Annotated in this window: 10 protein-coding genes, 2 tRNA genes and 1 pseudogene; 7 read left to right on the plus strand and 6 right to left on the minus strand. The window is 42.0% G+C overall.

The annotated features are described in order from the left end of the window. Window positions 1–52 precede the first annotated feature (52 nt). Window positions 53–865 (minus strand): pyridoxal phosphatase, encoded by an 813-nt coding sequence (locus EDC44_RS11035; protein ID WP_131978840.1) that lies wholly within the window; start codon window positions 863–865, stop codon window positions 53–55. Window positions 866–955: 90 nt separating this feature from the next. On the opposite strand from EDC44_RS11035, the gene EDC44_RS11040 reads away from it, so the two are divergent. Genes EDC44_RS11040 through EDC44_RS11050 form a run of 3 tightly spaced genes read left to right on the plus strand, consistent with a single transcriptional unit; the run spans window position 956 to window position 2,149 of the window. Continuing rightward, window positions 956–1,366 carry a hypothetical protein gene (locus EDC44_RS11040; RefSeq protein ID WP_131978842.1) on the plus strand — a complete coding sequence of 137 codons (411 nt, stop codon included), beginning with the start codon at window positions 956–958 and terminating at the stop codon, window positions 1,364–1,366. 4 nt (window positions 1,367–1,370) lie between these two features. Then, a complete protein-coding gene (locus tag EDC44_RS11045) occupies window positions 1,371–1,673 on the plus strand; it encodes a hypothetical protein (protein ID WP_131978844.1) in 303 nt (100 codons plus the stop codon). Between the two features lie 5 nt (window positions 1,674–1,678). Further along, a complete protein-coding gene (locus EDC44_RS11050) occupies window positions 1,679–2,149 on the plus strand; it encodes a hypothetical protein (protein WP_131978846.1) in 471 nt (156 codons plus the stop codon). 411 nt (window positions 2,150–2,560) lie between these two features. On the opposite strand, the gene EDC44_RS13025 is transcribed toward EDC44_RS11050, so the two are convergent. The 5 genes from EDC44_RS13025 to rapA all read right to left on the minus strand — a co-directional run bounded on the left by EDC44_RS13025 (window position 2,561) and on the right by rapA (window position 13,377). Then, on the minus strand, window positions 2,561–2,713 hold the full coding sequence (locus EDC44_RS13025) for a hypothetical protein (protein WP_165870261.1): 153 nt from the start codon (window positions 2,711–2,713) through the stop codon (window positions 2,561–2,563). A gap of 36 nt (window positions 2,714–2,749) precedes the next feature. Then, a complete protein-coding gene (locus EDC44_RS11055) occupies window positions 2,750–2,953 on the minus strand; it encodes a hypothetical protein (RefSeq protein ID WP_131978848.1) in 204 nt (67 codons plus the stop codon). Between the two features lie 328 nt (window positions 2,954–3,281). Further along, a complete protein-coding gene (locus tag EDC44_RS11060) occupies window positions 3,282–8,747 on the minus strand; it encodes a hypothetical protein (RefSeq protein WP_131978850.1) in 5,466 nt (1,821 codons plus the stop codon). Between the two features lie 15 nt (window positions 8,748–8,762). Then, window positions 8,763–9,662: an OmpA family protein gene (locus tag EDC44_RS11065; protein WP_131978852.1), complete on the minus strand. Its 900-nt coding sequence runs from the start codon at window positions 9,660–9,662 to the stop codon at window positions 8,763–8,765. 796 nt (window positions 9,663–10,458) lie between these two features. Next, the gene (gene rapA, locus EDC44_RS11070) at window positions 10,459–13,377 is read right to left on the minus strand and encodes an RNA polymerase-associated protein RapA (RefSeq protein ID WP_131978854.1); all 2,919 of its coding nucleotides are present in this window, start codon (window positions 13,375–13,377) and stop codon (window positions 10,459–10,461) included. Window positions 13,378–13,570: 193 nt separating this feature from the next. Between rapA and pnuC the strand changes: the two genes are divergently transcribed. The 4 genes and pseudogenes from pnuC to EDC44_RS11090 all read left to right on the plus strand — a co-directional run. After that, a complete protein-coding gene (gene pnuC, locus EDC44_RS11075) occupies window positions 13,571–14,287 on the plus strand; it encodes a nicotinamide riboside transporter PnuC (RefSeq protein ID WP_131978857.1) in 717 nt (238 codons plus the stop codon). Between the two features lie 85 nt (window positions 14,288–14,372). Next, a tRNA-Pro gene (locus EDC44_RS11080) sits at window positions 14,373–14,449 on the plus strand. Window positions 14,450–14,484: 35 nt separating this feature from the next. Next, window positions 14,485–14,561 (plus strand) — tRNA-Arg (locus tag EDC44_RS11085). A 143-nt stretch (window positions 14,562–14,704) separates the two neighbouring features. Then, window positions 14,705–14,845: pseudogene (locus EDC44_RS11090) on the plus strand (3'-5' exonuclease); the annotation flags it as partial. Window positions 14,846–14,925: the final 80 nt, after the last annotated feature.

The raw sequence follows: 14,925 nt of genomic DNA on the forward strand, positions 1-14,925 counted from the left end.
TCGCAAGTCTTTAGTTTAGTCGGTGGATTTTACCTGAATCTACCGTAAACTTCTACAAATACTGTATCAATACTTGCTCAATGCCGTTTTCATCGTTAGTCAGCGTAACTAATTTTACTTGCTGTTTTACTTCCGCTTCCGCATTGCTCATTGCCACACCTAGCCCCACTGCTTTTAACATACTGGTATCGTTATGATTATCGCCAAAGGCAATTACATTTTGCGGATCAATATGCCACATTTGTAATAATTCCAATAATCGAGCGCCCTTTGAATTACCTTGATTGGCCACATCGACACGATCCACCCACGACCATTCACAGCTAAATTCATCCGTCGATAATGCGGATACCGCTTGTTCCATTATGTCGCGATCGGGATGGCTGATGACAAATTTCCAAATGGTATCGCCACTGTCCACAATTTGCATAAAATCATCGACTTGACGTAAATTCGGACGCACATTTGACGGGCAGTGCTGTACCCATTGATTGAACTTTGTCATATGCTCGTTGAGCACCTGATAATTCATGGCATCACGGGAATACATCAACAAATGCGTGCCAAACCGCTTGCCTGTTTCGATCACCTTTTTTGCTTGCTGCGCCAACAGCGGATTAGCGCTCAAGACTAAATCCGTTGTAAAATCATAAATATACGTCCCATTACAACAAATAACCGGCGTATCTAAGCCTAATTCATAGTAATAAGGCCGCATTGCCGTGTGATGACGACCGCTCACTAGTACCACTTTTACACCTTTCGCACAAGCCTGTGCAATAGCGTTTTTGCTGCTCGGCAGAATTTGCCCCTGACTGTTTAATAATGTGCCGTCCAAATCGAAGGCGATAACTTTGTATGACATATTTTTCCTGATTTTAAATTTACATTTATAGCTGTATATCATATATTATAGCCCTATTTTGATATTTGTTTTATATTTGGAGAAATTAAAATGCCACATCCGTTATCAGGGCAAAACTTCTTTAGAGCTAAAAATCAACAATATTCCGACTATTTTATGATCGGTAGCGGTGTTCTTGTATTTTTCTTAACACTTATCAATGGAAATGTTCACCTATTTAGTTCTGCAATATTGCTATGTATTTTGGGTGGTATCGGTTTAGCCAGAAAAAATACCCCCGTCCTGTCTTTTAAAGACGAACACTTAGAACTAAAACTTGCCCCATTAGCTCCCAAAAAATTCTTTCGCTATAATCAAATCACATCTGTTGAACAAGTTTCAAAAAAAATCATTATCAACATTTTAAATGAAAAGCCAGTCAAGATATATTTAAATGCCTTTCAAAAAGAACAACGTCAAACCGTTGTCGACTTACTTAACTCTTTAAATACACAAGGATAACAGCATGAATTCAAAAGTAAAATTACATTCGCTCGTTTATATTAGCTTGGCAATCAACGTGGTTTTATTGCTGATCTCAGCACCGGAATTCAATGAAATCAGCGAAATGTTTATGCCTATTATGTTTATTATCTGGGGCATCGGTGCTGCTGGAGCGGTTTTATTCAATGTCACAGGTAAAAAATCAGGTTGTGTATTGATTATTATCAGCTGTGCAATTTTTACCCCAATCGGATTGCTTGGTGTATTTGGTGCAGTGAAAACCATTGAGCAAATCAACCGCCGGAAAGCAGGTATTGCCGAATAAATAAAATGTCAGACATTACTTTAAAGAAAGAATTTTTTAAATCAGATAGCCGGCAGTTTCTTGGTCTTTTTGCCACTGCCGGTGCAGTATTAGCTTTATTTGCAGCACTTTACGGCAAAGTGTCAATTTTTTATACATTTCTATTAGGTGGTGTAGCCTTTCGTGAACTTTCCGCAAGCCAAGTGCCGGCCATTGCATTCAAAGACGATCGCATTGAGATGAAACAAAGTAGTTTTTCTGAAAAACTAGTCATTCCTTATGATCAAATTAAATCTATTGAAGCCAATGATGAAAAAGTGGTAATCACATTAGCAGAAAAAGCACTCATATTTTTGCCTGAATTTTGTGACAAAGAAGACTATCCGACTATCGTTGAATTATTCAAATCGCTCAATCTCAAAAAAGAAGAATATCAAACAATCACTGAATTATTTAAATCCCGCCGCTCAAAAATAGCAGCTAAAACGTATCCGTGACGCTCCGTATGTCAGCGTACGAGTTAAAAGTGCGGTGTGTTTTTCCAAAATTTACACGTTATTATTCAAGGGTTAAATGTTCAATAATGGATTTCATAAGTGTATTCGTTGTAAAAATATTGCAAAATTCGACCGCACTTTATCGTCCAACCCAGTGAGTAATTCTGGCTTGGGAGACGAGATACAGCAAAGCAGCATCGCGAAAGTCGTTATGGACGATTACTTCTGCCATTTGTATGCCACTTGATGACGGCGAGAAAGGGCTTCGTTTACATCCGACTGGTGGCCGCTGTCATATTGCACAACCACATTGAGTTCTTTCAAAATTTTATCGTGCCATGCAATGCTTTCTCAATAAACGGCTATGCTTTCTTTTGCTCGCAAGGCGGTAAGATAAAGTTGCCCAATGCGTTACCCCATTAATTCACGGGTTTCAACCAATTTATGTTGATAGTAGCCTTCTTTGTGCCGATCGCGTTCAATCTCGGCTTCAATCCCGCCCCACACATATAAGTTCAAGCGTGCGTTAATGCCCAGTCCTGAAGCGGCGGTCGCTAGTATCACGCTGATATTGATTAATCACCGATGTCCCCGTCACGGCTACCACAGGCAATGCCCTGCCTCGGAAACTTTGGTTTGGCTTTGTGCCATTGCGATATTAGCTTGGGCTTCATCAAGAATAGGATCGTCCACCATGTTTTTTTGAATAATACTTTTTAGCTTTACTTTCGCACCGGCAAGTGGTGAAAAACATAAACTACATAGCAAGGCAGTTAAGAGCGTTTTTGAAAACGTTTTTTTCATTGTTGTCTTTAGTGCTTCAATTATATTTTTAGTCTGTAATTAACATCGTCTCATCTCCCTAATCACACAAAAGTGCAATCAATTTTGACGGTGTTTTACAGCGAGCGAATAATGCGTTGAAATAACATTGATATATCAGTTAGCCAGATAAGCTCTCTCATAGATCAATATCATCTAACGGGTCATTTTGTTTTAAAAACTGGTCGCTTATTAATGATACAAATGAATGAAAAGATCAGCGCCATCAAAATGATGCTGGTATTCTATATGGATAATGCTCCCTCCATTTTGCAATGGAGAGAGCTTTGCAACAGACTTCTAAATAAATTTAGAGAATCTGTATTCCTTCCTGAATAAACACTTTTTCATCGGTAACCGTGCCACCGTTGTTATGGGTGTATTCATAGAAGGTAACACCATCAACTTCTTTTGAGCCAGTTTGTGCCCAATTACCTTTACCCTCAAGTTTCACAGAGTCTTCTTTTCCACCTAATACGGTGGTTTCTTTTGAATTGTCTGATAACAAATCATCAATGCGCAATGTGAGAGTTTGTTTGGTGTTTGCCGTTAAATCAATGGTTTCAATGTTGCCGAAACGTTGGCTGGAAACTTCGGCATTAGCACCTTTCAGCACTAAGGTATCGTTGCCGTCGCCACCATCAACATAAAGGGTGTCTTTCTTACCTGATGAAGTAAAGAATTTCTCTACGCTAATGGTGTCATCTCCGGCGCCAAGGTTTACCACACCACGAGTGAATTGGTCGGTAATACTCACGCTGTCGTTGCCTTCGCCCATATCAATCTGCGGTGCAGCAGCGAGAGTACCTGCATTTCCAAGCAATTTCACCGTTAATGTGTCATCGCCTGCGCCCAGCGAAATGCTTGACGATGCCCCTTCGATATGGTTGCCTACGGTAACCACATCATTGCCTGAACCGGAAATAATTTTGCTGTTGGTGAAATCATCTGCAATGTTAAAGTTGTTATTGCCGATACTGTCACTGTCACCTTCAACGGCATTGATTGTCGTGCTAATCAGATCCTCCCCGACTTTAAGGTAGTTATTTCCGCCTTTGAAGTCGATGGTCGTATTTGGAGCATTGACATTCCCTGTTACGACTAAACTGTCGTCATCTTTACCGAAGTGAATTGAACTCTCTTGAGCCCCTGCGATATAACCGCCCACATAAATGCTGTTGTTACCATCACCAAGCTCAACAGTTTTTTTGCCGTCCCAGTTATCGCCAAAGTATAGGCTGTCATTCCCCGCACCTGCATTAACACTTAATGTTAAAGCATTTACTACGGATTTATTGACACGAAGTAGGTTGTTGCCTTCGCCAAGATCAAAGGCGTATTCACCCACAACCATTCCACCACTAATCACCAGTTTGTCATTGCCAGCTCCCATTTTAAAAGTACCGCCTTTGAAACTTTGCAGATCACCACGCACTTGGATAAAGTCATCGCCTGCGCCAGTATCGACTTTAAACGGTGCTTTATTATTGGTATCACTTGCTGAAGCACCAATCGCACCGTTGCCTACACCAAAACCACCAAATTGCTCTAAACCGATAATAATGGTGTCGTTACCGTCTGTTGCCACTAAGCCACCATCTGCTGCGCTTGCGGTATTGGCGGCTTGTTTTTTGTTTGCAATAAGCGTGGTAATCAAGCCATCATCATAAGCGTCTTTATTAGCTGGGTTTGGACCTTGTTCGGTGCTTAACTCAGTAAACAAATTACGCAATGCCACTACGTGTTGGGTATTCACATTACCCGCCGCATCCACGGTGGTTAAGGTAACGCCCGCGGTGTTGTAACGATCGTAGTTTGTGAGTGTGAGCGTGTAAGTGCCGTCGGTTTCGTTATAAACCGCGGCGGCCTCTTGCATATTGCCGCCACCCACTGGATATTTCGCAGTGAGTGTTGAGTTGATTTCAGAGTTGCCCGTTGCTTTAAACACAATGGTCGCACTATTGGATTTGGTATCAACTTTAAATTCGCTCACTTCCATTGACTCAACCATTGTATCTAAACGGAATTGATGCGTTTTAGTTACGGTTTCTTTACCATCGGTTTTCAGAACGAGCTCATACTCATAGTCTGTACCATAAGTTTCGGCTAGGTCATCCGTTAGCGTGTAGTTTTGCTTATCGGTTGGAGCCACCAATTTGCCGGTTAAGTCTTCTGTGTTGCCACGTTCGCCGTTGATTAAGGTATAACGTTTTAACTCGACGGTTTGGTTGTCCGCCAATGGTTTATCAAGCGTGAAGTTAAGCGTTGGCGTTGCGTCATTGGTTAAGCCTGTATCTAGGCTGATGGCCGCATTGCCTGAACCGCTCTTCACATCACCGACATATTTGGAATCATTGCCGTTATAGTAGTTAGTCGTGATGTCTGCCCCTTCTGTTCGCACGTCGTTTACACCAAAGTCATCGGTGAAATTATCGCCAAGCGTAATTTTGGTAATGCTGGTTGCTGGGGTAGATTTTGACGTATCGTTAATCGTCGCTTCATTACCCTCAACACCACCTACGGTGTATTTCACGGTCTCGTTACCTTCGGTTTTGTTATCCTCAATCGTTGGTGTCGTAATCGTGAACTCTTTCACGCCCGCTGGTACTTTCAATGTTTTACCATCTGAATTTAGCGTTACGCCATTGCTAAACTTCAGTTCACCTAAGTCCGCATCCTCTGCCGTCCCGCTACGGCTAAATGGCAACGCATCGTTTCCGTTGTTGTTGGTTAATTTCACCGTTGTAACAAGTGCATTACCTTCATCAACTGGGGTCATGGTTACTACGCCGTTTGACTTGCCGTCGCCGTCCGTATCTTTGTCGTCAACACCCGCATCTTTGCTGTCTGTACCTGCTTTGTCTGTATCTGTCGCTATGTTGCCTTTGTCGTCCGTACCTTTCGCTGTTACGTCAGAACCGTCTTTCACGCTGTCTTGTGGAATGATAACTTTGCCATCTTTAACGGTTGCCCCCGTGTCATCAGGGGTATCTAACTTCCAAGTACCATCTGGTTGTTTGGTCGCTGTAACCGTCTTCGGTTGGTTATCTTCGTCCGTGAAGGTAATTTCAACTTTCTCGTTGTCACCACCCGGGGTAACTTCCACTGAACCATTATCGGTTGCTGGCGTTACTGTCGGCTCGTCCGCAGAAGTGTCAAGTGTGTTCGGGCTCTTATCTTCCGCACGAACTTTACCCTCGTTCGCTGTCGCTACCGCCGTTACTGTGCCGTCCGCTAAACCTGATAAGTCCGCTGTCGTGCTGTAGTTGCCTTTGTCATCCGTCGTCGCTGTTACGGTTACTGCTTTACCTTCTTTGTCGGTAATCGTTATCGTGATCTCGGTGTTTGCAGGCAGCTGTGTGCTCGTACCGCTAATTGGTGCTTTCGCCACATTTTCGTGCGTGATGTTGTTTTCCAAATCAACCGTCAAGGTCGCTGGGTCTTTCAAGTCAGGAATGCCATTGCCATCTTTGTCGGTAATGCCTGTACTGTCATCATCTGACTCATCACCATCTTTAATGCCGTCGCCGTCGGTGTCTTCTTCACCGTCTGGCGTACCGTCACCATCGCTGTCGGTATTTTTCGGATCGGTACCGTTGGCTTTTTCGTCTGCGTTATTTACTCCGTCGTTGTCGTCGTCGGTATCTTTCTCTTTATCCGCTGGCACTTTGTCATCCGGTGTGTCACTATCCGGTTTGCCATCGCCGTCCGTATCATCATACGGTGGGGTTGTTACTTCCACTGGATCTGATGGTTTTTTGCCCGGTTCCGTACCTTTCACTTCCACTTTGCTGTCGTCTTTAACCGCATCTGGGGTGAAGGTGATTTCACCTGTATTTGGATTAATGCTCACACCTGTTGGGGTTTTATCCAATGTCCAAGTGCCATCATCGCCTTTAGTCGCTGTGATGGTTTGTGGTTGGTCGTTCTCATCAGTGTACGTTATCTCAACACCTTTGTTAGTTGGGTTCGGTGTTACTGTGACACCACCTGTTTTGTGGCCGCCTTTTTCTGCTAACTCAATCGTTGGTTGGTCGGCATTTTCAAGTGGAACAGTTTTATCAAGTGTGTTCGGGCTCTCATCCGTCGCTTCCACTTTACCGTCGTTCGCTATCGCTACCGCCGTTACTGCACCATCCGCTAAACTTGATAAGTCCGCTGTCGCGCTGTACTTGCCATCTTTGCCTACTGTCGCCGTCGCTTTCACTTCTTTACCATTTTTGTCGGTAATCGTGATTGAAATCACTGTACCTTCTGGCAGCTGTGTGCTTGTACCCGTAATCAGTGCTCTCGCCACATTTTCGTGCGTAATGTTGTTTTCCAAATCAACCGTCAAGGTCGCTGGGTCTTTCAAGTCAGGAATGCCATTGCCATCTTTGTCGGTAATGCCTGTACTGTCATCATCTGACTCATCACCATCTTTAATGCCGTCGCCGTCGGTGTCTTCTTCACCGTCTGGCGTACCGTCACCATCGCTGTCGGTATTTTTCGGATCGGTACCGTTGGCTTTTTCGTCTGCGTTATTTACTCCGTCGTTGTCGTCGTCGGTATCTTTCTCTTTATCCGCTGGCACTTTGTCATCCGGTGTGTCGCTATCCGGTTTGCCATCGCCGTCCGTATCATCATACGGTGGGGTTGTTACTTCCACTGGATCTGATGGTTTTTTGCCCGGTTCCGTACCTTTCACTTCCACTTTGCTGTCGTCTTTAACCGCATCTGGGGTGAAGGTGATTTCACCTGTATTTGGATTAATGCTCACACCTGTTGGGGTTTTATCCAATGTCCAAGTGCCATCATCGCCTTTAGTCGCCGTGATGGTTTGTGGTTGGTCGTTCTCATCAGTGTACGTTATCTCAACACCTTTGTTAGTTGGGTTCGGTGTTACCGTTACGCCACCTGTTTTGTTGCCGCCTTTTTCTACCAAGATTGCTGTTGGTTGGTCGGCTTTTTCTATGCTATCCGTGCCAGCAGTTCCTTTAGCATTTTCTGTATTGCCATTACCATCCGTTCCCTTCGCGGTTACTTCAGAGCCATCTTTCACACTATCTTGTGGAATAGTGATCACACCCGTTTTCGGATCAATAGTTGCTCCTGTGTTATTTGGATCGTCTAATGTCCAAGTACCATCTGCACCTTTCGTTGCTGTAACAGTTTTAGACTGGTTATCTTCGCCTGTAAACGTGATTTCTACTTTCTTGTTGTCCGTTCCCGAAGTAACTGTAACTGAGCCATCTGTTTTTGATGGAGCTACAGTTGGAGCATCAGCGGTGGTATCTTTAGCAGCATCGCCACTACTACTGTTATGGCTTGCTGCAATGGCAATTCCTGCTGCTAATGGCACTAAAGCTAATAACCACCACGGGCTAAATACCCAGAATGGGCTAGCTAATTCATCGCCACCTAAGGATTGTGACGCCGCGTCCGCATCATCAAGCATACTTACCGCATCTGATTTTTCGCCTGATTCTGGTACATAAGCATAGGTTTTGCCATTTTCATGCTGACCAACGATAAGGTTAGTCACTTCTTCCGGATTACCTTCACCGTAGTAGTTTTGAATCACGATATCTGGCGTTAAGTTGCCATCTTCGAGTGTAATTTGTAGATCTTTACCTACACGTTTAGCAATAATATTCTGTGGAGCAAAGCCTGTTTCATCGTTGATAATTTGATAATTTGACTTATCAGTCGCATTAATTGTAATTGATTGATTTTTCTCAACTTTATGCGAAGCAATCTCTTTCTTTGCATTTAATACTTTAACTGTAACTGTCATTCTTTTTAAACCTTATTATTGATTAACCGTTTTACCACCATAAACCGCAATATCGACTCGGCGATTAGGGGCATTACATTTTGTTTTAGCTTGACCTTTTAAGGCACTACAATTTGTGACGAGAAGTTCTTTCTTGCCATACCCCATTGCTTTGATTGGGTGGGAAACGCCCGCTTGTTGCAATAAATTTTTTACTGTTTCTGCTCGGCGTTGGGAAAGTTTAAGATTGTAACTCTCTGAACCAACAGGGTCTGTATGTCCATTTACAGTAATATTGTCCACATATTCCATTTCTTTCACTTTTTGCGCGAAATTGTGAATGCGATCAAGTCCATCTGCGACAATTTGATTTGCGTTATAGCCATCAAATTTGAAAAGTGCATTCGTATCTAATGACTCTACGGCTAATACAACAGGTGGCTGGCATTGGTCTGATGTGATAACACGAGAAAGAGTGTTACTTTGTTTTGGTAACGTTGCAATTTCTGCTTTAGCAACATCTTCATTCACAGGTACAAAACTTAAACGTCCGTTAGTTTCTTGTACGAGCTTGTAATAAGAAACAGTTTGTGTGGCTAAAATTGGGGTAATACCATCAGTACGGTTGCCAAATTTTGCATTGTTTACAAAAGAAGTTGAAAATGTATGTTTGTTTGCACATACAGGTACTGCACTAAATGCATTCGGCATCAATGATGTTTGGTAAACACCATCTACATATACATTAGCTGATGCTCCGTGAATATTGTCTTGACGATAAAATACAGCGAGAGCTTGGTTTTCTTTTAATTGATTGGTACTAAAAGAAGCCTGCTCTAAATTATGCCAGTTTTCAAGCGGTTGATCGGCACCACGTGGCACAGAACAAGCCGTCAATGCGAGAGAAATACTTAATAATAGTATTTTTTTCTTCATATATCCTCCATATAGGTTTTTTACTTAAAATAGGGGGTGTAATAGACAAAAATGTGGGATTTTTGTCCATTACACCAAATAGGGTATATGCGTAAAAAACAAGCACACCCTAGTAAGCGGATATAAAATTTCTATCCACTTACTAGGGTGTGCTTTTTATATGAAGATGAGGATATTAGTACTGCTCTGCTCTGCTCTGCTCTGCTCTGCTCTGCTCTGCTCTGCAGGAGATTATTATCTTTTTAAGATAAAGTACAAAATAAAAAATTTTCTTCATTAGAATTGATAAATATTTACATTATAGAACTATGTACGATATTTTACCTATTTTATTATTTAAAGAAAGTAAAATTTGGTATAAAGGACAAACGTAATGACCAAAACATAATCAATTTTAATCATCTTTTTCAACCTAAACGCCTAAAATATCATCAATTATTTTCTGCTTTTGAACCTTTGATAACTCATAGTGTGAACGCAATTTTTACTTCAAATGAGCGAAACAGCCTTCAATTTTATTAGATGTTTTTGGAATATTAAGTTCCGGATAGGTCTGATAAGTAAACAACGTATTAAGATGCGTTTTTAGGCTTCGATAAGCGTTTCTAAGCCACTGGTGTATAGTGTGATTTACTTGTTTCTGAGATAGTAGTCAGATACAGGTATTTACACAAATTATTGTATAAGCTCCAAAAAGTGTGGTTAAAGGCTTGTAGTATAAGGCTTTAACCACATTTTTGTCTATTACACCAGAAAGTGCGGTGCATTTTTTTAAATTTTGATATACGCCCGTATTTTACGCACTATTGCTCACAATCACCCGCAGGCTATCTAACCGCCAGTTGGCGTGGTTGAGCTGTTCCAGCGATTGGATTTGTCGTTGTTCCAATACATCAATTTCATCTTGACGGATATTTTTATTCACCGCACGCAAGGCATTTAAACGGTTTAATTCCGCAGACAAGACCTGTTTCGCCTGCACTTTGGCATCAGCAATAATAATTTGAGCCTGTTGTGCGATTTTAGCGTCACCGATTACGAGCAATTTTTCGACAATTGGGCGAACCATTTTCACTATTTTATTCGCCATATTTTTATTCACCGGCTTCAGTTGTTTTTCCAATCCTTTAAAAGAAACCTGTGATGCCAAATCATTGCCTTTGTTATCCAGCAAAATCCGTACTGGTGTCGGCGGTAGAAAACGGGTCAGTTGCAGGTCTTTCGGAACTTGCGCTTCCACCATATAAATTAATTCCAATAATAATGTGCCTGCGGGTAAAGATTTATTGATCAATAAACTCACCGCACTTTTGCCGATATCGCCCGATGTGATGAGATCAATACCATTGCTGATTATCGGGTGATCCCAAGTGAGAAACTCTAATTCTTCCCTTGCCAACGCTAGTTGACGGTCAAAGGTTACGGTGATGCCTTCTTCTTTCAACCCCGGAAAATCCGGCACCAGCATATGACCGGTCGGTGTAATTACAATGGCGTTTTCGCCCAAATCATCTTGTTCCACGCCGATAATATCAAACACATTCAAAGCAAAATTCACCAGCTCCGGTGAGCTGTCTTGTTGTTGGATTTCATCGGCCAGCTGTTGAGCGGATTCTCCGCCATTGGAATTAAGCTCCAATAAACGATCCCGCCCTTGTTCCAATTCAGTTTTAAGTTGTTTCTGTAATTTGCGGGTGTCCGTCACAAAAGCCTCAAAATCCGCCATATTTTCATCATCAAGTGCGGTCGGATTTTGTAAAAATTTTTGTAATTTTTCACCGCACTTAGCAAAAATCGCCGTACCCATCGGACAGGTTTCTTCAAATGCATTTAAGCCGTCGTGATACCATTTAGCCAACAACACTTGCGGAGAATCGGCAAAACAAGGCGCATAAATTTGAATATCACGGGTTTGTCCGATGCGATCCAACCGCCCGATACATTGTTCCAGCAAATCCGGATTATCCGGCAAATTGAGCAGCACCAAACGGTGAGCGAATTGGAAATTGCGTCCTTCCGAACCGATACTGGAGCTCAGCAATACCTGGGCTCCGTTTTCCTGTTGAGCAAAATAGGCCGCTGCCCGATCCCGTTCTACAACGGACATTTTCTCGTGGAACACTGCACTGCGAATGGCTTCTTTTTCCCGTAAAGCTTGCTCCAGCTGAATCGCCGTATTCGCATAATGGCAAATCACCAGCACTTTTTCGTTGCGATGTTTTTTCAAGAAAGTGATCAGCCATTCCAAGCGGGGATCAAACTCCCACCAACAAGCATTTGGGTTCATTTGTTGAAAAATCCGTTCCGGATAAAATAAATCCTGTGCGGAACTTTCGTCGAATAAAGTCAACATCTTCTGTGCATTACGATATTGCGATGGCATTTCCAAGGTGACTTGGTGATAAATTCGATGCGGAAAACCTTTCACCCCTTGGCGTGTATTTCGAAACAGCACGCGACTCGTACCGTGACGGTCAATTAAATGATTGATCAATTTCTGCCGTGCCAAGGTGCGTTGTTCTGCAGAAGCTTCAGAATTAATCACGCAGAATAGCAGTTCTGTATCCTGCTCTGTCAATAACGCCAAAATGCTGTTTTTTTCCACCGCACTTAACGGTTTGTCATTTAATAAGGTTGTGACGGCATCGACAACAGGTTGATAATGCTGTTGTTCTTGCACAAAAGCAGAATAATCATAAAAACGATCCGCATCCAATAAACTCAAACGGGCGAAATGTCCTGCTTGGCCCAATTGCTCCGGTGTAGCGGTGAGCAATAACACGGACGGAATTTTTGCAGAAAGCTGTGCTACCAATTGATAATGCGGACTGACTTGCTGTTCGCTCCATTCCAAATGATGGGCTTCGTCTACAATCAGCATATCAAAATCCGTGGCTAATAACTGATTGGTTCGTTTCGGTTGCGACATCAGCCAATCCAGTGAACAAATAATCAGGTTTTCACTGTCAAAAGGATTGCGTTCCACTTCATCTTCCGTAGCAGAAAAATCCTGACTACGATCTTCATCAAATAACGAAAAATGTAAATTAAAACGGCGAAGCATTTCCACTAGCCATTGATGTTGCAGGGTTTCCGGCACGATCACTAATACCCGTTCCACTCTGCCCGCAAACAGTTGCTGTTGTAAAATCATTCCCGCTTCAATGGTCTTCCCCAATCCCACTTCATCGGCCAATAGCACACGGGGATTGATGCGTTGTCCCACTTCTTTAGCAATATGTAACTGATGCGGAATCAATCCCGCACGAATCCCCCGTAAACCACGCAAGGGGGATTGAAATTGTGCTTGTTGATGTTGCAACGCCTGATAACGCACAGCAAAGCGATCACTGCGATCAATTTGAGCTGAAAATAACCGCTCTTGCGGTTTGCTGAAGGTGATCTGATGGGCTAAATCAACTTCTTTCAGCACGACATCAGCTTGAGTATCATTGCGTTTTACCAAATACAATGCCACGTCATTATTTTCTATTACATCAATCACTGTCGCTTGCCAGCCGTCTTGATGAGTAACTTGATCCTTTTGTTGAAATAGCACTCTAGTGAGTGGAGCGGAAGCTAAGGCGTAAATCCGTTGTTCATCGGATGCGGGAAAATGAATACTCACCGTACGGGCATTCACCGCCGTAATAATGCCAAGACCTAAATTATTTTCACTTTCACTGATCCAGCGTTGACCGATTGCAAATGACATAAAAAAACTCTGATTATTATAAAAATTGGGGTCGTATTTTACCCAAGATTAAGCCAAAAAGATAATCATAAATATGCTACATTGTTTCTACTTAATAAAATTATTTTGAATAAAATGTAATTTATCCTTGACATAAACAAAGTGCAGTGTAAAAATCTCGAAAATTTCCTTTTTCTTCATAAGAGAAACAATTATGTTAGACAATTTGAAAAAAGAATTATTTAGCGGTTGGACAAAATTTGAAGCCACTTGGTTACTGCTTTTCTTAGCTATTCAAGCGGTGATCTTTTTTATTCAACCGGATTCATGGGTTTCCACCATTGCCGCGATTACCGGTATTCTTTGTGTGGTCTTTGTGGGCAAGGGAAAAATCAGTAACTATTTTTTCGGCTTTATCAGCGTATCGTTATATGCTTATGTTTCTTATACTTATAAGCTTTATGGCGAAATGATGCTAAACTTGCTCGTGTATGTGCCTGTGCAATTTATCGGCTTTTATATGTGGCGTCGCCATATGACCACGGATAATACGGTAAACACAGCCGGTACAGAGGAAGTGATCGCCAAATCCTTAAATATTCAGCAATGGATTATCGTCATTCTAACCGCATTTTTCGGCACTTACGCTTATATTGAGCTATTGCATCATCTTGGCAGTGAATTACCCTATTTAGACGGTGTAACCGTTGTGGTTTCCATTGTGGCTCAAATTCTTATGGTACTTCGCTATCGTGAACAATGGGCATTGTGGATTATCGTAAACATACTGACCATTTCTCTATGGTTTGCTATGTATGTGAAAAACGGTGAAACCAGTTTACCGCTATTAGTGATGTATATGATGTATTTATGCAATTCCATTTATGGTTACTGGAATTGGCTGCAACTATTTAAACACCATCACGACTAATTGCCACAAATTTAATCAGTCAATCTTAAAATCAGAAAAAAAGATTGACTGAAAAAAAATCCTCTTTATAATTCAACGAAAATATCGGCGAGTAGCGCAGCTTGGTAGCGCAACTGGTTTGGGACCAGTGGGTCGTAGGTTCAAATCCTATCTCGCCGACCATTTCTTTTTATACTTCTCAAATATCCATTTGAAATGCGCCCTTAGCTCAGCTGGATAGAGCAACGGCCTTCTAAGCCGTAGGTCAAAGGTTCGAATCCTTTAGGGCGTGCCATTCTTTGTAACTTTTAGCTTGCTCTTATCATTTTAAATTAATTTTAATATCAGCTATTTTCGTTTCTTTTCAGTGCATGCATAATTTATACCATTAATTAGCGGTTTAGATTTCCAGAAGAAAAACTCCATCAGATCCATCTCGAGCCCAGCCGTTTCTTGCTGGAACTACCGCAAGATAATTTATTATGGGAACGAGACAAACCACCGCTAACCGAAGCTCAAAAACAACAAAAAACCACGGTGAATATTGCAAATTTACGGGCAATGTTAAAAAGAACTTAAAATAGCCTTTAAAGTGCGGTGTGTATTTTCAAAAATTTTACTCGACCAACACACCTTAAAAAACAAAAAAACCGCAACTC

Origin of the sequence: Cricetibacter osteomyelitidis (genome assembly GCF_004340985.1) — a bacterium.
Classification (GTDB): Bacteria; Pseudomonadota; Gammaproteobacteria; order Enterobacterales; family Pasteurellaceae; genus Cricetibacter; species Cricetibacter osteomyelitidis.